General features: G+C 70.3%; 14 protein-coding genes and 1 pseudogene. 10 read left to right on the plus strand and 5 right to left on the minus strand.

All coding sequences use genetic code 11. The annotated features are described in order from the left end of the window. Positions 1-7: 7 nt before the first annotated feature. The 4 genes and pseudogenes from ACIBTM_RS22995 to ACIBTM_RS23010 form a co-directional block, all read right to left on the minus strand. Entirely contained in the window at positions 8-1,432 is a 1,425-nt protein-coding gene (locus ACIBTM_RS22995; RefSeq protein WP_395879121.1) for a multicopper oxidase family protein, read from the minus strand. Positions 1,433-1,490: 58 nt separating this feature from the next. Beyond that, positions 1,491-1,631: pseudogene (locus tag ACIBTM_RS23000) on the minus strand (hypothetical protein); the annotation flags it as partial. Positions 1,632-2,044: 413 nt separating this feature from the next. Then, entirely contained in the window at positions 2,045-2,821 is a 777-nt protein-coding gene (locus tag ACIBTM_RS23005; protein ID WP_395879122.1) for an FHA domain-containing protein, read from the minus strand. After that, positions 2,818-4,572, minus strand: a complete 1,755-nt coding sequence (locus ACIBTM_RS23010; protein WP_395879123.1) for a serine/threonine-protein kinase — start codon at positions 4,570-4,572, stop codon at positions 2,818-2,820. The genes ACIBTM_RS23005 and ACIBTM_RS23010 overlap by 4 nt, the downstream gene beginning before the upstream one ends. Before the next feature lie 135 nt (positions 4,573-4,707). Here ACIBTM_RS23010 and ACIBTM_RS23015 point away from each other — a divergent pair, with 135 nt between their 5' ends. From ACIBTM_RS23015 to ACIBTM_RS23045, 7 genes are all read left to right on the plus strand, one after another. Further along, the gene (locus tag ACIBTM_RS23015) at positions 4,708-6,786 is read left to right on the plus strand and encodes a fibronectin type III domain-containing protein (RefSeq protein ID WP_395879124.1); all 2,079 of its coding nucleotides are present in this window, start codon (positions 4,708-4,710) and stop codon (positions 6,784-6,786) included. 4 nt (positions 6,787-6,790) lie between these two features. After that, positions 6,791-7,753: an AAA family ATPase gene (locus ACIBTM_RS23020; RefSeq protein ID WP_395879125.1), complete on the plus strand. Its 963-nt coding sequence runs from the start codon at positions 6,791-6,793 to the stop codon at positions 7,751-7,753. Continuing rightward, entirely contained in the window at positions 7,753-8,880 is a 1,128-nt protein-coding gene (locus ACIBTM_RS23025; protein WP_395879126.1) for a DUF58 domain-containing protein, read from the plus strand. The genes ACIBTM_RS23020 and ACIBTM_RS23025 overlap by 1 nt, the downstream gene beginning before the upstream one ends. 23 nt (positions 8,881-8,903) lie before the next feature. Then, the gene (locus tag ACIBTM_RS23030) at positions 8,904-10,958 is read left to right on the plus strand and encodes a transglutaminase domain-containing protein (RefSeq protein WP_395879127.1); all 2,055 of its coding nucleotides are present in this window, start codon (positions 8,904-8,906) and stop codon (positions 10,956-10,958) included. Then, the gene (locus tag ACIBTM_RS23035) at positions 10,955-12,214 is read left to right on the plus strand and encodes a serine/threonine protein kinase (RefSeq protein WP_395879128.1); all 1,260 of its coding nucleotides are present in this window, start codon (positions 10,955-10,957) and stop codon (positions 12,212-12,214) included. Before ACIBTM_RS23030 ends, ACIBTM_RS23035 begins: the two co-directional genes overlap by 4 nt. Before the next feature lie 191 nt (positions 12,215-12,405). Continuing rightward, a complete protein-coding gene (locus tag ACIBTM_RS23040; RefSeq protein WP_395879129.1) occupies positions 12,406-13,857 on the plus strand; it encodes an alpha/beta hydrolase in 1,452 nt (483 codons plus the stop codon). Between the two features lie 29 nt (positions 13,858-13,886). After that, entirely contained in the window at positions 13,887-14,252 is a 366-nt protein-coding gene (locus ACIBTM_RS23045; RefSeq protein WP_395879130.1) for a VOC family protein, read from the plus strand. A 7-nt stretch (positions 14,253-14,259) separates the two neighbouring features. Here ACIBTM_RS23045 and ACIBTM_RS23050 read toward each other — a convergent pair whose 3' ends face one another. Beyond that, complete coding sequence (locus ACIBTM_RS23050) at positions 14,260-14,832, minus strand: EF-hand domain-containing protein (RefSeq protein WP_395879131.1); 573 nt, start codon at positions 14,830-14,832, stop codon at positions 14,260-14,262. 331 nt (positions 14,833-15,163) lie between these two features. On the opposite strand from ACIBTM_RS23050, the gene ACIBTM_RS23055 reads away from it, so the two are divergent. The 3 genes from ACIBTM_RS23055 (at position 15,164) to ACIBTM_RS23065 (ending at position 18,323) form a co-directional block, all read left to right on the plus strand. Further along, positions 15,164-15,790, plus strand: a complete 627-nt coding sequence (locus ACIBTM_RS23055; protein ID WP_395879132.1) for a TIGR00645 family protein — start codon at positions 15,164-15,166, stop codon at positions 15,788-15,790. 137 nt (positions 15,791-15,927) lie between these two features. Continuing rightward, positions 15,928-16,914, plus strand: coding sequence for an AraC family transcriptional regulator (locus ACIBTM_RS23060; RefSeq protein WP_395879133.1), 987 nt, complete (start codon positions 15,928-15,930; stop codon positions 16,912-16,914). 842 nt (positions 16,915-17,756) lie between these two features. Beyond that, positions 17,757-18,323 carry a hypothetical protein gene (locus ACIBTM_RS23065; protein WP_395879134.1) on the plus strand — a complete coding sequence of 189 codons (567 nt, stop codon included), beginning with the start codon at positions 17,757-17,759 and terminating at the stop codon, positions 18,321-18,323. Positions 18,324-18,370 lie beyond the last annotated feature (47 nt).

The following is an 18,370-nucleotide window of genomic DNA, read 5'->3' on the forward strand; positions in this document are numbered from 1 at the left end:
GCCGCCGTCATGACGAGGACTCGTAGCCGAGGACGGTCGTCATCCCCGCCTCGGCGTGGTAGGTGTTGTGGCAGTGGATCATCCACTGGCCGGGGTTGTCCGCGTCGAACTCGCAGGCGACGATCCGGCCCGCCGGCACGATCACGGTGTCCTTGCGTGGCCCGCCTTCCTGCTGGAAGGTGTGGCCGTGGACGTGCATGGGGTGCCACATCATCGTAGTGTTCACGAACTCCACGCGCACCCGTTGTCCACTTCGGACTCGCGATCGGTCGCTGTGGTCACCGGCGCGACCGTTGATCCCCCATCGGTAATCCATCATTCCGCCGGTGAGCGCGAGCCGGTGGGTGACGTCGGGCCGCCGGGCGGGCAACGGTTCGGCGGCCTTCAGCTCCGGATAGCCGACAGGCCTCCGGCGCAGCTCGTCCGGACGGATCGATGGTGGGGGAGCGGCGCCAGTTCCGGTGCGGGCCAGCGCGAACGCGGCCCCTTCCTTGCCTTCGGCCTGCGCCACCAACGGGAACACGCCGTCGGACAGGGTGATGAGCACGTCGTAGCGTTCACCCATGCCGATCAGCAGCACGTCGGTGTCGACCGGTATGACCGGAAAGCCGTCGGTGTGGGTGACGGTCATGCGGTGGCCGCCGAGCGCGACCCGGAACGCGGTGTCGGAACCGACGTTGACGAACCGGATCCGCACGCGTTGGCCGGGTTCGGCGGTGAACGTCATCGGTGCGCCGGCGACGCGGCCGTTGAGCAGGTAGTGCGGGTAGGTGACGTCTCCGCCCGCCGTCCGGCCACCCATGCCGTGCATCGAGTGGCCGCCGCCCCGCCGCAGAGCAGCGAGGACCTGGTCTGGAGTGGTGCCCGCGCCGTCGATCCAGTCGTCGAGCACGACCGTCCACTCCGCGTCGTAGCCGCCGGGTTCTCGCGGGTCCTCGACGATCAGCGGTGCGTACAGGCCGCGGTCGAGCTGGGTGCCGGTGTGCGGATGGAACCAGTAGGTGCCCGGCGTCGGCGCCACGAAGCGGTAGGTGAACTCCTCTCCCGGCTTGATCCGGGCCTGGGTCAAGCCGGGAACCCCGTCCATGTCGTTGCGCAGTGCGAGGCCGTGCCAGTGGATCGACGTTTCCACGGGCAGCCGGTTGACCAGCCGCGCCTCGATCAGATCGCCCGCGGTCACGCGGATTTCCCGGCCGGGCGCGACGCCGTCATAGGTCCACGTGTCGACCACGGGGCCGCCGAGGTCGACCTGGCCTGTGATCGCGGTGAGTGTGGCCGATCGGACGCGGCCGGTGCCGCCGCGCGCCGTTTCGGTCCGGCCCACCAGCGGGTCGGTGGGCAGGATCAGCGGATTCTCCGTCGAGCAGGCGGCCAGCCCGGTCACGGCCAACGCCGTGGTGCCGAGAAAGGCGCGGCGGGTGAACCGGCTCATGTGACCGCCTTTCGGAACGCTGATCGCGGTCCTGATCACCGGATCCGCCGTGTCCGCCCATCATGAACAGCATCATCAGGGGGCAGGCCAGCACTACCAGACCGAGAAGAATCGTGGAGAACGGAACTTCGGCGAAGGCGAGGCCGACGATCAAGATCGCCACGGCGATCGCGTACAGCCCGAGGTGTCGGCGCTTCATGATGTCCTCGATTCGTTGGCTGTTTCGAGCATCACTTCCCGCCCCGGCCGGTATCAGGGCTGGTTGTCGCGATCGGGAAATCCGAAGGTCCCGGCCGTGATGGACGAAAGCCTCTACTATCCGCGATAGGAGAGCGTTGCCGCCAACTGCGGGAACTCGGCGCGAAGGAGGAGAACTTGATCGACGTCGCCGCCTATGGCGCCTTGCCGTGACCAAGGTGCGTCCAAACTGCGCTCATGTCCCCGGAAACGCCCGAAAGGCTCTATTGAGGGTTGTCGGCTCTGCGGTGGCGAGGCGTCCCCAATGTCGCATCTGTGACGCTCAGCGTCACAGATGCGACATTGGGGACATCATGATCGTCGCCGGGGCCACGAGCGGACCAAGCCATCAGCTTTCGGAGTGGACGTACGAAATCACTGTCGATCACGCGGTTCGAGCAAGGCGAGATCCGGTGGCACCAGGGTCGTGGACTGCAGGAGCTCGCCGATCAGGTGGACGTTCAGCGCATTGCCGACGGGCTCGCCGACCTCCTCTTTGGTGAGCCCGGGGACCCCGGCCTCGACGAGCCGCTTGCGGACCCCGGCCACCACGTGCTCGGCCTTCTTGGGCGCCCAGTTCTCGTCCGGATCCAGCTCGGCCAGCTGCTCGGCGACCCGGCGCCAGCTCAGGGGCTGCGGGTAGGCCTCCTGGCGGAGGAATCGTTGCGCCAGCGCGGCAAGAACGGTGCGCTCGGCCATGGTCAGCCGCCAGACGCGCGGTGGTTTCGTGACCTCCGTGGCGACGGACGACGGGGCCGGCGAATCGGTTCCCGCGACGAAGATCTCCAGCAGATGTTCTCGTCCGCTGTTGTTGCGGATGAAAAGCGCGGTGTAGCCGTCGGAAAGCGGGGCCGGTTCATCGCCGCCGAAGACGAGCCGGGAACCGGGTAGCCGAAGCGGAAGCCTGCCCTCGTTGCGCACGCACCAGACGCCGCCTTCGTGGACGAGTGTTCCCTGATGACGGCTGATCTCCCGGTCGTCCTCGCCGACGCAGACGTGCACGTCGTCCCGATTGCGGCCGAACAGGAGCTTCCGGCCCTCTCCCGGGGGCATCGACGACCGGCCGGACACGGTCGAGGCGAAGATCGTCCCCGCCGCGGCGGGCGGGACACCGTGGGCGAGGCTGGGATGGCAGCAGTCGAAGGTGGTCATGGCAATCTCCTCGCCACTTCGCCCGCCAGGATCGTGGCCGGGCCGCAGAGCCGCGCCGATGGCGGGTCACCGTTCACGACGATCAGGACGGATTCCAGCATCGGGATGTTGTCGATATCGGTGTACGGGCGATAGGCGATCGTCGAGCGGCACGTTCCCGGCCCGTAGTCGTCGGCGGCCGTCCGGATCTCCCGGCCGGATTGGGTGCTGCGCGCGCCGTCTTCGTCGTCGAGGGGATCTCCCCGGTCGAAGATCACCCGGACCCGGCCCGCGGGGCCTTCGTAGGCGCAGCTCCACCGGCCGAAGAACGGCCGCGGCGGGCCGGGCAGCTCGGGTGCCGCGGGATCGAGCAGGGCGCACGCGTCCACTTCGGCGAGCGAGCCCGCGGGGAATTTCCCTTTCCGAAGCGGGGTTCCGTCGCGGGACAACGCCTTCGTCGCCGAATCGGTGGCGACGTCGGCGACCGCGCACAGGTCCACCGGGGCGCCGGGGTCGTCGCCCGCGGTGACCGAGACGAGATATCCCTCGGGCACGAGGATCAGCCGGATGCACTTGTCGTCCTGGAGAGGGCCGCCGACGACGTCGAATTCCCCGACGCGTTTCAGCTCGCCTTCAGGCGGGCTCCCGGGGTGGTTCTTCAGCTCCACTTTGACGTCGGTGAAAGTCCCGTCGCCGCGGTGGAGGAGCACGTCGCACCGGTTGAAGTTGCCGTAATCGGGTTCGAGCTCGGTGCGTCCGTACGAGCGGAGCGCGGCCGTGTCGGTCAAGAGGCAGGGATCGAGGGCGCGGGCGTCGAAGGGCGCGGGTGTCGCCGGAGCCGTCGGTGTGCTCGCCGAGAGCGCGCCGACCGCGACGGCCGCGATGCCCGCCGCCGCGCCGATCGGGCGCCGGAACCGGTGGACCGCACCCCTTCGCGCCAGCGCCACCTCGGCCGTGCCGCCCGAGCAGGCCGCCAGGGCCGCGCTCGCTTCGGCGGCCGACGGGCGGCGTGCCGGGTCCGGGTCCAGCATCCGCGCGAGGGGATCCGCCAGGCCGCCCGCGGCACGGGACACCGGGATGTCGCCGTCCGCGGCGCGCCGGACCCTGGCGAGCGGGGTCTCTCCGGCGAACATCGGAGAACCCTCCAGGGCGGCGTAGAGCGTCGCACCGAGGGAGAACACGTCCGAGGCCTCGGTGGGCGGCTCACCGCGCGCGACCTCGGGAGCGAGATAGCCGGGCGTGCCCGCGTACAACGCCGCGTCGGTCAAGGTCTCGTCCGCCGCGACGGAACGGGAGATGCCGAAATCGGTCAGTTTCACCCGCCCGTCCGCACCGATCAGGACGTTGCCCGGTTTGAGGTCGCGATGGAGGATCTTCCGCTCGTGGACCGCGGCGAGCGCCGACGCCAGCTGGACACCGATTTCCGCGACCTTCGCTTCGGGCAGCGCGCGTTCGCTCAGGACGGCGGCGAGGGTCCGCGAAGGGACGTACTCCTGGATCAGCCACAGCTCGTCGTGATCGCTGACGATTTCGTGACAGACGACGACATGCGGATGGTCGACCGACGCGGCCAGGCGGGCCTCGCGGCGCAGCTTGCGGCCGGCTCCGGTGGCGCTCATCTTCGCCTGTTTGGCCGCGACCGTCCGCCCGGTCCGCTCGTCGATCGCCCGCCAGACCACGCCTTCGCCGCCGGCGCCGACGCGCTCGACCAGCCGGTAGCGATCCGCGATCCGGCGGCCCGCCGGTTCACGGTCTCGGCGTGAGAACGTCATGTCGGACCGTCCGTGGTCGTGAGCCGGAGAAGTACCCGCACGGGCACCGAGCGTAGCGTGGCCGGTCCCCGTTCCAGTAGGTGATGGGATTTCGGCTCGGGAACCCTCCCGAATCACTCGGCTACCGTCCGTGCCGTGAAAAAGGGGACTCGGGGGAGCACGGCTTGGCGGGCCCGGCTGCCGGTCGTGACGATCGTCGTGGTTTCGGTGGCGGTTCTGACGACCGCGGTCACCGGTGCGGCGAAACCGCCGCCGGGGTTACAGGAGATCCCCGGCGGCCACTGGGTCTACAACTCCTTGCTCCAGGCCGCTTTCCACATCGACGGCGGGACGGCGGGGATCGACGCGCAGGTCGCGGTGCCGGGTGACCGGGGGAGCCAGGTCGTGCAGGGGGACACCAGCGGCTACGTCGTGGGGAGCACCCGGATCACCCCGTTCGGCAAGTCGGACCTGACCGCCGGGCCGCCGGGGGTGTCGCCCTCGGCCGAGGTTCCGGTCGGGGTGGAGACCGCGGGCGGTCCGTACCTGGTGTACCGGCAGTCCGGTCAGCTCATCCGGCTCGGTGATCCGCCCGCGCCGATCTCCGCCGGGGGACCGGTCGGCGACCCGGTCGCCACCGCGGAGGGGACGCTGTGGCTGCCGCGTATCGCGTCGGGCCTGCTCTGCCGGCTGGACCGCGGCGCCGAGCAGGTGTCCTGCCCCGTCACCCTCCCCGCCGGACATTTCGGCGCGCTGACCTTGGTGGGGGACAAGCTGTATTTCGTCGACACTTCCGACGGCGTCGTGCGTGCCGTCGAAGCCGGTGGTCTCGGCGTCCCGGTGCCGATGGGCCTCGGCGCGGGCGCCGACCTCCGGACGGCGGCCAACGACGTGGCCGGTCGCGTGGCCGTGCTCGACCCGGTGCGCGGCCTGCTGCATCTGGTCGACCCCGCCCCCGGGCCGCGGCGGCCGATCACGGTACCCCTCCCGCCCGGTCAGTACGACGCACCGGTCGCGGCGGGCTCGGTGGTCGTCGTGGTCAACCGCACGTCAGGCCGGTTGTTCACCTACGACGCCGACGGCAGGCAGACGGACGACAAACCGCTACCGTCCGACGGCGGCACGGCACGGGTCGTCCGCGGCGAGGATTCGCATGTCTACGTCGACGGCGGCCAAGGTGCCCACGTCCTCGTCGTCGCCAAGGACGGCAAGATCACCGACGTTCCCGTGGTCCCGCCCACGGAGAAGAAGGACCAACCGGCCCCGGCACAGCCCGCCCCGGGACAGGGGCCGGTGGCTCCGCCCGCTGAGCGACGTGGCCAGGACGGGCGCCCCGGCCAGGACACCGGTACCGACCGGCCCGGCCCCACGAAGCCGAATCCGCCTCCGGTCACCCCGCCCGCCGTCCCCGCCAGTCCTCCGGGCGCTCCGCCCGGCGTGTCGGCGACCGGTGAGGCGGGCGCGGTCACGGTCGCGTGGTCGGCTGCTCCCGCCAACCGGGCCGAAGTGACGTCGTACCGGATCAGCTGGGCGGGTGGTTCCCGGACGGTGGACGGCGGCACCCGCCGGATCCGGATCACCGGGCTGGCGAACGGAACCCGCTACACATTCACCGTCGTCGCGGTCAACAAGGCGGGCACCGGACCGGGCGCTTCGGCGTCGGCGACCCCGGCGGCGGCCGCGGCCGCGCCGGCGCTGACGGTGAGCCATCGCGACGGTGTCGCGACGCTCTCCTGGACACGACCGGACCTGGGCGGCGGGGAACTGGTGCACTATCTCGTCACCGGTACCGGTTTCGCGCAGCAGACGGTCGGGGGCACCTCCGCGAGCTATTCCGGGCTGACCGCGGGGAATTCCTACACCTTCACCGTTCGCGCGGTGACCAGGACGCCCGACGGGCAGACGCGAGAGGGACAGGCGGCCGGCCGGACGGTCACCGTCCCCGCGCCGACGATCACCATCAGCCGCGGCCGGGACACCTCCAGCGAGAACTGTCACGAGCCGGACTGTGCCGAGGTCAACGTGACGATGAAGGGGTTCGCGCCGAACACGCGGTACGCGATCCGGCTCAGCTCGTCGAGCAACACCAACGTGCGGACCGAATCCACCACGACCGGCGCCGACGGTTCGGCGATCTACAACGAACTCAACTACGACGTGCCCGGCCAGACCATCTGGGTCAGCGTCCAGACCCCGGACGGCCGGATCACCTCCAACAAGATCAGGTGGACTTAGCCCGATGACTCCCTTTCCCCAGCCCGGTGCGGTCTACAAAAGCATCGCGGAGAACGTCCACAGTGTGCTGCGCGGCAAGGAAAAGGTCGTCCGGCTCGCGGTCACCGCGTTGTTCGCCGAAGGGCATCTGCTCGTGGAGGACGTGCCCGGTGTCGGCAAGACAACACTGGCCCGCTGCCTGGCCAGGAGCGTCGGCGGGTCGTGGAACCGCATCCAGTTCACCCCCGACCTGTTGCCGGGCGACATCACCGGTGTCCCCGTCTACCACCAGAGGGAAGAACGCTTCGAGTTCCACCCCGGCGGGGTGTTCGCGAACGTCGTCGTCGCGGACGAGATCAACCGTGGCACGCCGAAAACGCAGTCGGCCCTGCTCGAGGTGATGGCCGAGCGGACCGTCACCGTCGACGCCGTCCGGCACGAGGTACCGCGGCCGTTCCTGGTCGTCGCGACCCAGAACCCGATCGAGATGGCCGGGACCTACCGGTTGCCCGAAGCGCAGCTGGACCGGTTCCTGATGCGGCTCGACGTCGGCTACCCGGACCTCGCTTCGGAGGTCAAGGTGATCATGGGCGACTGCGCGGGCGTCGGCCCGGACGAACTCGCACCGGTGGTGGACATCGGGGTGGTGCGCCGGACGATCGGACAGGTCCGGGCCGTCCACGTCGAACCCGCTCTCTGCGAGTACGCCGCCCGGCTCGCGGCCGCGACACGCGAGCACGCCGCCCTGCGGTACGGGGCCAGCCCGCGGGGCAGTATCGCGCTGATCCGCGCCGGGCAGGCCTACGCCGCGACCGACGGCCGGACGTTCGTCACCGTGGACGACGTCAAGGAGGTCGCGCAAGCCGTTCTCGCGCACCGGCTGATCCTCACCGCCGACGCCGAGCTGAACGGCCGCGACCCCGGCGGCGTGGTGGACGAGGTCCTCGACGCGACGCCCGCCCCGGTGAGTGTGGGGCCGCGGGCCTGATGATCCGGCTGACCAGACGCGGCGCCGGCGTTCTCGCCGCGACCGCGGGGCTGTTCGTCCTCGGCCACTGGGCCGGCTATCCGTTCTTCCTCGCGATCGCGGGCGCCGGCGCCGGCGCGCTGGTCGCGGCGATCGTCGCGACCGGACGGCGTCCCCGCGTCGTGGTGTCCCGCCAGGTCTATCCGGACCGGGTCGAGCGTGGCAGGCCCGCGGCCGCCACGCTGCGCGTGCGCAATCCGGCCAGGCGGCGGCATGGCGCCTTCACCGCGGGGGACCGGGTCGGTGCCGCGACGCGGAAGGTCGACATCCGCGCGCTGGGACCCAACGCGGAAACCACGCACAACTACGAATTGCCCACCGAGCGGCGTGGACGGCACGAGGTCGGTCCGCTGGTCCTCGAACGGGCAGACCCCTTCGGGCTCGGGTACCGGCGGCTGACCACCGGCGAGACCGCGACGCTGTGGGTCCATCCGCGGGTGCACGTGATGTCCCCGCCCGGCGGCGGGCGGCCGCGGCACCACCACGAGGGGGCGGTCGTGGACGGACGGCTGCGCGGTTCCGAAGACCTGCGTGAAGTCCGCGAATACGTGCACGGCGACGAAATCAGGCATCTGCACTGGAAGGCGACGGCGAGGACCGGCAGGCTGATGGTGCGCGACTACGTCGATCCGCACCAGCCCAGGTTCACCGTGCTGCTGGACTCCCGGTTGCGAGGCCCCCGCCTGGAAGACGCCGTCGACGCCGCCGCGTCGCTGGCCGGTTCGGCGGCGCGCGCGGACCGGCCGACGCGGCTGGTCTCCTCCGGCGGGCTCGACGTGGACACCGGGGGAGGGCCGCGGGCGGTGCGTCCGCTGCTGGACGCCTTGTGCGTGCTCGAACCGTCGTCCGGCCCGGCGCTGGTCCCGGAAGGGCTGAGCCGCTCCGGGGTCGGCGGGCTGGCCGTGGTGACCGCCGGTGGCACACCGGCCGATCGGGCCGCGGTGGCCGCGTTGCGCGACCGGTACTCGCCGTTGATCGTCTTCGTGCTCGGCGACGCCGAGACGTTCGAAGGCATCCCCGGTGCGGTGGTGCTCTCGGTCTCCGACGCCGCCGACGCGGCCCGACGATGGAACGCGCTCGGCTTATGAATCCACAATGGACACAACGGCTCGTGGCCGCCCTGCTGCTGCTCGCCACCGGACTCGCCGGCCTGCTCTTCGCGCCGGTGTTCGGTATGGGCGCGCTGCTGCTCCCGCTCGTCACGGTTCTTCTCGTCTGCTTCGCCGTCACCGAGGTCTCCCTGCGGGTGGCCGCGCTGCGTCCGTGGCGGCCGGTACTGATGCTCGTTCTGGGCTTGCTCGCGTTGGGAGAGCTCGAATTCGGGCCTGGTCTCCCGGACGCGGCGATGCTGCGGGGGCTGCTCGACGGCGTCACCCGGTCCTGGCAGCTGACGCTCCAGTCGACCTGGCCCGCGCGGGCGGACGCGGAACTGTTCCTGTTCGTCCCGCTCGCGGTGCTGTTCGCCGCGGTGCTCGCGATCGAACTGTCGCGCCTGCCCGCGGTGGCGCTGCTACCGGGGCTGGCCGTCGCCGGGTTGAGCCAGGCTTACCTGGCGCTGTCCGGGCCGGTGGCCACCGCCGCCGGGCTGGCTTACGTCGTCGTCGCGGGCACGCTGCTCGCCGTGACCCGGCGGCGGGAGAGCAGGCTCGTCCTCCTGCTGCCCACCGTGGTGCTCGCGGTGGCGGTCTCGGCCGGGGGCACCGCCGTCGACCAGGGCGTCCGGCCGTCGCTGGCGCTCGAACACGAGACCGCTCCGGTGCCACCGCTGCGGGTGGACAATCCGCTCGACGAGGTCGCGGACAGGCTGACCCGGCCGGGCGAACCGGTTTTCGGCTACACCGGGACGGCCGGGACCGACCGCTGGCGGATCGCCGTCCTCACCGACTTCGACGGGGCGGGCTGGCGGGCGAACGGCGACTATCTCCGGCTCGGCGCGACGCTCGGGACGGCCACCCGGCACGCGCGGATCACGGTCCCGGCAGGCGGCGGCCCCTGGCTGCCCAGCCAGCCTCTGCTGGCCACGGTCGCCGGTGCCGATCCGCTGGTCGACCCCGCGACCGGCACGCTTCTGCTGCCGGGGCGGCGGGGACCGGTGGAGTACGAACTCGGCTGGCGTGAACCGGCGGTGGCGCCGGATACGTTGCTGGACGCGGGAATCGACGCGTCCGCGGTGTCGGGTGGGGTCGGGCAGGTGCCGCCCGGCGTCGCCGAACTGGCGCGGACCGCCACCGGTGGGCTGCGCCCGTCGTTCCGGGCCGCGCTGGTGCTGGAGCGGTATCTCGCCGAGAACTACCGGCAGGCGACCGGTCCGGTACTGCCGACCGGAAGCGGCTGGGCGCAGCTGAGCGGCTTCCTGTTCACCACTCGCGCGGGTACCAGCGAGCAGTTCGCCACGGCCTATGTGGCACTGGCGAGGCTGATCGGTATCCCGGCCCGTGTCGCGGTGGGGTTCCGCACCCCGCCGGGCGGTCCCGGCCCGGTGACAGTCCACAATGGAGACTCCTTCGCCTGGCCGGAGGTGGCCGTCGCCGGCGTCGGCTGGGTTCCGCTCGATCCGACCGGCGGTGCGTCCCGCGGCACCGCCGCGGCGGCCGGTGCGCTGGCGCGGGTCACCGCCCAGGCTCGCGAAGCCCTTCCGCCATCGCAGCGATTACGTGATCCGGAGGTCCCCATGGACGAGCATGCCACCACCGGGCCGTCCGAGCCCGAAACGCCGTGGATCGGGACGTTGCTCACCTGGCTCGGTATCGGTGTGGCCTCGGTGCTCGCCTTCGTCGCCGTCGCGATACCGGGGCGGCGAGCCGTCCGGACCGCTCGACGGCGCCGCCGTACCGGTTCGGCGGCGGTCATCGCGGCCTGGATGGAGGCGAGAGACGTGCTGCGCGCGCACGACATCGTGGTGTCCCGCGGTGCCACGGCCCGCGAACTCGCCCGTCGCCTTCCGTCCACAGTGGATAGTTCCGTCGCGGAGGGCCTGGAATGGCTCGCTCGTCAGGTGGACATCACGCTGTGGTCCCCGTACGGCGCCGACGACCGGACGGCCGCACAGGCGTGGTCGGCGGTCCGGGCGATCCGGAAAGGATTCACGGAGGCCTCGTTCCGGACCCGGCTCCGGGCCGCGTTCGCTCTGGGCAGCCTGCGGGAACCGGGACTCGTGACCGAATGACCGGAAACCTGTTCGGCGTTCCCCTCGGCATCGGGCCGGTCGCGACCGTGTATCCCGCGACCTACGCGGGTGTCCCGGTCGCGATGAAGGTCTTCCCGGCGCGGCTCGATCGAGCGACCTTGTCTGCGGTGGAACGGGATCGCGACCGGTTGCGGGCGGTGGCCTCCGCGCTGCCGGTCGACGGCGTCGACCAACTGCCCGACGGGCGGCACGCGCTCCGGATGGAACGATGCACGCACTCCCTCGCCACGCTGCTGGGCCAGGTGGGCAGACTTTCCACGGCCGACGCCGTCGTACTCGGCCATACCGTCGCGACCTGCCTCGCCACCGCGCATGCCGCCGGCGTCGTGCACGGCGGTGTCCACCCCGCGAACGTGCTGTTCCGCACGACCGGCGAACCGGTCCTCGCCGACTTCGGGGTCGCCCTGCGGCAGGCGTTCCCGCGAGATCCGGCGCGGTCGCTCGAATACCTGGCGCCGGAGACCCTGCGCACCGAGACCTTCGACGAGCGGACCGATCTGTACGGCCTGGGAATGGTGCTGTACCTGGCCCTGACCGGCGACCACCCGCAGCCCGGCAGGCTCGGGGAACCGATGGGCGAGCGGCTGCTGAGGCTGCTGCGCACTCCCGTGCCGCCGATCGACCGGCCCGGTGTACCGGTCATCCTGTCGGCGATGGTGAGCAGGCTGCTCGCCCCGGACCCGGCACACCGCCCACCGGACGCCGCGTGGGTCGCCGACCGGCTCGCCGAAATGTTCCCCCGTCCCGAGGAACCGGACTGGCCTCCGCCGTCGAACGAGCGCGAAGACGCCGTTCCACCCGCGCCGGCGGAGGCTCGTCGCGCGGTTCGCGTGCGCCTCGGCGTCGTGTTCGGTGCGGCGGCGGCCTTGGCCGTTCTCGGTGCGGTGGCCGTGGTACTGCTCGGCGATCGGCGGCCGGAGGTCGTCACCACGACACCGGCCGCCACTGGAGAACCGGAACAGGTGGCGGACCTCGAACTGGAGCTCGCCGAGCCGACCGACCGGGGAAACCACGTCATGCTCGCTTGGACCAGCAGTTCGGGCAGCGTCGACTACGCGGTGATCGTCGCCCCCGAGAACGAACCCAACCGGACCGTGCTGGCCGGGCGGGCGCACGCGATCACCATTCCGGTCGATCCCGTGCGCCGCTACTGCTTCGAGGTGCAGGCGACCGACAGCCGGGTCATCCACACGAGTCCGCCCAAGCCGATCCGGGGAGCCGTTTGCCGCCCCTGACCGCGGTGACCGTGTCGTCGACGCAGTTGTTCGCGCCGACCAGGTAGGTGGGCGCTTTCCGCCGTCGTCCTTCCGGCTGGTCCTCGTGGCCGACCAAAGGCGAGGACGGAACCATTCGCGCGCTCGATGTGCCTTCACCACCCGGCGGAAAGGATGGGGATTCGCCAAAAGTTTGGAAGAGGGGTTCTCGGATGAGGAAGACGTGGTCCATCGCGCTCGCGAGCACCATCCTGGCGGCTTCCGCCGCGGCGGCGGTGCCGGCGGGGGCGTCCCCGGATCCGGTGCGGTGGGGACCGTGCCCGGCGGACACCGCGGCACCCGGCCTGGAATGCTCGACGATCAAGGTCCCGCTCGACTACGCCGACCCGGGCGGCAGGTGGATCGACATCGCGATCTCGCGGCTGGCGAGCAAGAACCCCGGACAGCGTCGTGGCGTGCTGCTGACCAATCCGGGCGGTCCGTCGCCGGGGCTGAAGTTCCCCGCCGATCTGGTGACGGCGAAGCTTCCGCGAAGTGTGCTGGACAGCTACGACGTGATCGGGTTCGACCCGCGCGGGATCGGGCACAGCACCCCGGTGACCTGTGACCTGACGCCGGAGCAGGCCTCGGTGGGCAACGTCCCGCCGTATGCGCGCGACGCCGCCGACGTGACGAAGCGGGCCAAGCAGTCCAAGGCCATCGCCCGGCAGTGCGCCGCTTCGAAGACGTCGTGGCTGCTGCCGCACGTGAGCACGGCGAACACCGCGCGGGATATGGACAGCATCCGCGCCGCGCTGGGAGAAAAGAAGATCTCCTTCGCGGGCTACTCATGGGGCACCCACCTCGGCGCCGTGTACACCACGCTGTACCCAGGGCGCGGTGACCGGTTCCTGCTCGACAGCAACGTGGGCCCGGACGGCTGGGACTACGCGAACGACCGGTTGTACGCCCAGGGTTTCGACGACCGGTTCCCGGACTTCGCCGAGTTCGCCGCGGCCGGATCGGCGACCTACGGTCTGGGCGGTACACCCGAGCAGGTCACCGCGAAGTACTTCGACCTCGCCGCGCGGCTGGACAAGGCCCCGGTCCGCGACATCGACGGCCCGGCGTTCCGGATGCTCACCTACGGCTTCCTCTTCAGCGACGCGGGAATGCCGCTCGTGGCGAAGATCTGGCAGGCGCTCGACAACGACCAGCCGCTCCCGCCGATGGGACCCGGCGAAATACCCGGCGTGGAGAACTTGATCTCGGGCCGTTACTACATGATCTGCAACGACTCCCGCTGGCCCGGATCGGTGGGCACCTATCAGCGCGCCGTCGCGATCGACCGGCTCCGTCATCCGATGTTCGGCGCCGCCGGGGCCAACGTCCAGCCGTGCGCGTTCTGGCCCGAGCCGAGTGAACCGCCGGTGCGCGTCGGAGACCGGGGTCCGAGCAACGTCCTCATGCTGCAGAACCGGCGCGACCCGGCGACACCGCTGGCGGGTGCCGAGAAGCTGCGGCGCGCGTTCGGCGACCGGGCCCGCATGGTCACCGTCGACGCGGGCGGGCACGGCGTCTATCCCTACCTCGGGAACACGTGTGCCGACACGGTCGCGACCGCCTTCCTGACCACGGGGCAGCGCCCGGAGCACGATATGGCGTGCGCGACCGAACCACGTTGAGCACCAGGGGAAGCCGCTACGGTCGCCGCATGAGTGAAAACGCGAAGATCGGCCAGGCCAGGATCGGGAACGTGCTGCACCCGGTGGCGGACGTCGACGCCGCCGTGCGGTTCTACTCCACCGCTCTCGGCCTGGAGACGAAGTTCGTGGACGGCGACCGTTACGCCGCCCTTGACGCCGGTGGCACCACGCTGGCTCTCGCCGGTCCTGCCGAGGATGTCACCGGCGGCGTGCCCGCCGCGTCGTTCAAGGTGCCCGACGTGGCCGCGGCGGTGGCCGCGATCGTGGAGCGCGGTGGATCCGTGGTCCGGCAGCCGGAGAGCGGTCCGCACGAGGTCCGTGCCGTCGCACGTGACCCGTGGGGCAACACGGTCGTGCTCTACGGACCGCGGTAGCCGGCGATCAGCCGCCGGTCGTGAAGGGCGGTCGTCCCGTCCACCAGTTCCCCGGGGCGTCCGGGTCGGTGCTGGACCAGTACTCGATGATCGCCCGGACGAACTCGTCGGCGGACAGGTGCCCGTCGTCATCGGTGTCGAGGTGGGCGAACGCTTCGTCGGCCTCGGCGTCGGTGAGGCCGGGGAAGTGGCCGCGTTGGAACGCGACGAATTCCGCCGGGCCGACTCCGCCGTCGGCGTCGGTGTCCGCGATGGCGAGGAACGCTTCGGCCAGTGCGCCGACGGTGGCCGACGCGGCGGCCGGGTCCTCGGCGAGGCCGCGGGTCGAGGTCACGAACTGTTCTTTGGAGATCGCCGTGCCGCCGTCGGGGATATGCGGCAGGTGCAGGTCCCGCCAGATCGCCAGGTAGGCATCGATGATCTTCTGCTCGGCCTGCGAACCGCGGGCATGTCCCAGTGAAGCGGCCACGCGCTGCCCGCAGAGCACGTGATCGTGTTCGGTGAGCAGGCCGTCTCCGTCCACGTCCAGATGGTCGAATCCGTGGCTGATCTTGGCGGTCAGCAGATCGAACTCGGTCACAGTGTCTCCCCGGGTCGGCTCCAGCGGTCAACGGCACCACCTTGCCGACAACCCCGCCCCAGTTGCTCCGCTGAAAGCGTGACGGTGAGGGGTTGTCGGTTGTCCGGCAAGAGATTCGCGGCTTCCGCGTGCCAGGCGTCCTGTCGCGGCCGGGTGACCCACCTTCGGCGGAAACCCATGCCGTTCGCCTCGCGACAAGGAGGCGGTACCGCTAGAAGTTGATCAAGGGGTGGTGCTGGTACCGCGATGACGTGGCTTGCCGGATGGCTGCTCGCATCACGTTTCGCATCGATCTGGAGGCCGGTTCCCCATGCCCGCTCGCACTGTCCCCATGTCCACTCGGCACAGTGGACCTTCGCGCGTCGGGAAGTTGTTGTTCTTCAGTCGCTGGTTGCAGGTTCCGCTCTATCTCGGGCTGATCGTCGCGCAGCTGGTGTACGTATGGCGGTTCCTGATCGAAACCTGGCATCTGGTGGGGCAGGCGTTCACCGGAGTGGGGTTCACCGAGGGCGACGTGATGCTCGCCGTGCTGCAATTGGTGGACATCGTGATGATCTCGAACCTGCTGATCATGGTGATCGTCGGAGGCTACGAGACGTTCGTGTCCCGGATCCGGCTTCGCGGGCACCCCGATGAGCCCCAGTGGCTGTCCCATGTCAATCCCAACGTGCTCAAGACCAAGCTGGCCACCGCGATCATCGGGATCTCGTCGGTGCACCTGCTGCGTACGTTCATCCAGCCCGCCCGGATTCCCGAGACCGGGCGTATCGACACGCAAGCGGTGATGTGGCAGGCGATCCTGCACGGGCTCTTCGTCCTTTCCGCCATCGGGCTCGCCGCCATCGACCGGATCATGAGCGACTCCGACACCGACCATCAGCCCCAGCACACCGGTTCGCTGCCCGCCCAGCGAGTCCACGACGATCACTCCACCGGCGCCGCGGCGGGTCACCACTGAGCCGACGCCGAGCGGTGGACCGCCTGCCGGACTCGGTGAGCTGTAGATTCGGCGGAAAGCCGGGGGCCGAGGTGAACGAGATGCGTGGCAGGTATGAGAGACGCACACGCGGGGTGGCGGTAGGGGGACCTGTCGGCATGCCGCACGTACTGTTCGAGGGGGACGATGTCGAGGCGCTGGACGAGGTGGTGACCGGGGAGTTCTCGCCCCACCGTCTGCGCGTCGGCCGGGGACACCGGGTGCCCGGCCGCTTCCGCCGCCTGCATCGGCAGGGTCTGGCGCTGTACGAACTTGGTTGGGGTGTCCCGGTCGAGGTCGCGGCAGGCGAACTGCCCGACTTCTACAACATCCACATCCCGCTCGCCGGTGAGGGAACGGTCTGGGTGGCGGGCCGCGAGGTCGCCGCGTCGTGCTCGGTCGCCGGGCCCGGGATGACCCTGGGCATGTCCCTGTCGGCCAGGGCGGACACGCTCATCCTGTGTCTGCCGCAGGTGGCGGTGGACAAGGCCGTCGCCGCGCGGACCGGCGAACCGCCCGCCGCCGCCGTGCGGTTCGCTCCCGCCCTCGGGGACGGCGACCCGGAGGTGGCCGCGTGGCTGAAGGCCGCGCGAGTCTTCGCACGGTTCGCCGCGTCACCTCTCGCGGATCTGTCACCGCTGGCCGCCGCGCACTTCGAACAGTTCCTCGTGCACGGCCTGGTGGACCTCCAGCCGCACGACCATTTCGCCGCCCTGCCCGCGTACGCCCATCCGGCACTGCCGCGTGCCGTGCGACGGGCCATGGCGTACTGCGAGGAGCACGCGGGTGAGCCGGTGTCGGTCGCGGACATGGCCACGGCGGCACGGGTCAGCCCCCGCACTCTCCAGGCGCGCTTCCGAAACGACTTCGGGACCACCCCGGTTGCCTATCTGCGGCGGGTACGGCTGGACCGGGTGCACCAGGACCTGCTGCGCATCGCGGACGGTTCCGCGTCCGGGACGGTCTCCGAGGTCGCGACGCGCTGGGGCTTCACCCATCTGGGCCGGTTCGCCGCGTACTACCGCGATGCGTACGGACAGGTGCCGTCCCGCACCGCCGAAAGGCGCCACAGCCCGCCGGAGCCAGACGCAAGCCACTCGGCGTAGAACGGATAGAGGGCGTTCGTCCGTAGTCCTCACGCTTAAGCGAGGCTGCTGCTGGGGGCAGTCGCAGTCGATTCACTGAATTCTGTTGCATGCCGATATCGTCGAGGGCCGACAATATTCAGTCGCTCTCGGCGTGATGGCTGTTCTCGACAAAACAGAGGAGAGACATGCTTTCTCGCGCCAAAGGGAATCGCGGCGTTCGCTGCCGCAGTGGCGACGGCGGGCGGTGCTACAACCTTCCGACCTACTTCATCAACACGATTTCTTCGGTCCGGTCCACCACCCGGTGGATCCTGTACTCGCGCCCCAACTGCTGGACGGATTCCGGCCTGCCGACCCTCGATCACACCGACCGCCTTACTTCGCGAGTGCAGCGTCTCGTTCTGCCGCAAGGCTCTTTCCTCACGAAAGCCGGTGGCGTAGCGGTATGACGCGGCGATCACGGTCTCGGCGATCTGCAGTTCCTCGTCGGTGCGGGGACCGTAGAGCATCAGCGCCAGGCACCGCTCGGGCGGTGTGGCACGCAGGCTTTCACGGACTCGCGAAATCGCCACACTCGACTCAGGTACACCGGCAGCCATAGCGGTCACAGATGCCGCGCGTGAAGGACCCCTTGCCTCGGCTCAGCCGAGGAAACTCGACCTTGCCCAGTACATGAAGGCCCCCTTCCTTGCGCCTAGGTACAGGAAGGGGGCCTTCATGTACCTCAGCGGCACGACCGCCTTCGAGCCGAACCAGAGGGCCTGCCATCCCTGCCCGAACAGCCGCACTTTCGGCAAGCCCGGGCCGTGACATTCCTTGCTGTACTGACGCCACGACATTTTTTGGAGGAGGGAATGGCGTTGACGGTGAGAAGAACGTCTTCACGGCTCGGGGCGATGCTGCTGTGCGTGATCGCCTCGCTGGGGTTGCTGACGGGGCAGGCACATGCGGAGACCGTGTTCGACGACAGTTTCGAGGGTAACCCGGCGGACCGGTGGGGCGGTATTCCTTGGGGTGACGGGAGCAACGGCTTCGACATCGGGCGGGGGCTCGCCAGGACCGGCGCGAACAACGGCTGGCTGCTGGCGGAGAACGGCGGGTCGGCGCTCGCCCGTGGGATCAATTTCCCGCGTCTGGAGGCTCAGTGCGCCGCGCAGATCTACGTGAAGCCGAGTACCGACGACACCTTCATGGTGCTGGAGGTCTGGGGGCTGGATCCCAACAGTTCCGGCGTGTACGAGTGGAGGCGGCGCAACTATTCCGAGCACCGGTTGAACGCCGGCGGCTACCAAGCCGTCGGATTCGGGGTGACCGGGTCGACGTTCGGGGGAACCCTCGAGTTGCATTACCGGGTCTTCCTGCACGGTGGTGGTCCTGGCCGGCTCAAGATGGCCCGGCTCGACGACTTCTTCGCACGGTGCTGGTGACCCGGTAGGCGGCCGGGCCGTGAGGTCGCCCGCGCCGAATCTTTACG

Origin of the sequence: Amycolatopsis sp. NPDC049868, assembly GCF_044461365.1 — a bacterium.
GTDB lineage: Bacteria > Actinomycetota > Actinomycetes > Mycobacteriales > Pseudonocardiaceae > Amycolatopsis.

Coding starts and splice junctions, on each gene's coding strand:
- ACIBTM_RS23010 (WP_395879123.1), bottom strand. CDS start 4,572: ATGACGTTCTCACGCCGAGACCGTGAACCGGCGGGCCGCCGGATCGCG.
- ACIBTM_RS23055 (WP_395879132.1), top strand. CDS start 15,164: ATGTCCACTCGGCACAGTGGACCTTCGCGCGTCGGGAAGTTGTTGTTC.
- ACIBTM_RS23060 (WP_395879133.1), top strand. CDS start 15,928: ATGCCGCACGTACTGTTCGAGGGGGACGATGTCGAGGCGCTGGACGAG.
- ACIBTM_RS23005 (WP_395879122.1), bottom strand. CDS start 2,821: ATGACCACCTTCGACTGCTGCCATCCCAGCCTCGCCCACGGTGTCCCG.
- ACIBTM_RS22995 (WP_395879121.1), bottom strand. CDS start 1,432: ATGAGCCGGTTCACCCGCCGCGCCTTTCTCGGCACCACGGCGTTGGCC.
- ACIBTM_RS23025 (WP_395879126.1), top strand. CDS start 7,753: ATGATCCGGCTGACCAGACGCGGCGCCGGCGTTCTCGCCGCGACCGCG.
- ACIBTM_RS23045 (WP_395879130.1), top strand. CDS start 13,887: ATGAGTGAAAACGCGAAGATCGGCCAGGCCAGGATCGGGAACGTGCTG.
- ACIBTM_RS23040 (WP_395879129.1), top strand. CDS start 12,406: ATGAGGAAGACGTGGTCCATCGCGCTCGCGAGCACCATCCTGGCGGCT.
- ACIBTM_RS23020 (WP_395879125.1), top strand. CDS start 6,791: ATGACTCCCTTTCCCCAGCCCGGTGCGGTCTACAAAAGCATCGCGGAG.
- ACIBTM_RS23035 (WP_395879128.1), top strand. CDS start 10,955: ATGACCGGAAACCTGTTCGGCGTTCCCCTCGGCATCGGGCCGGTCGCG.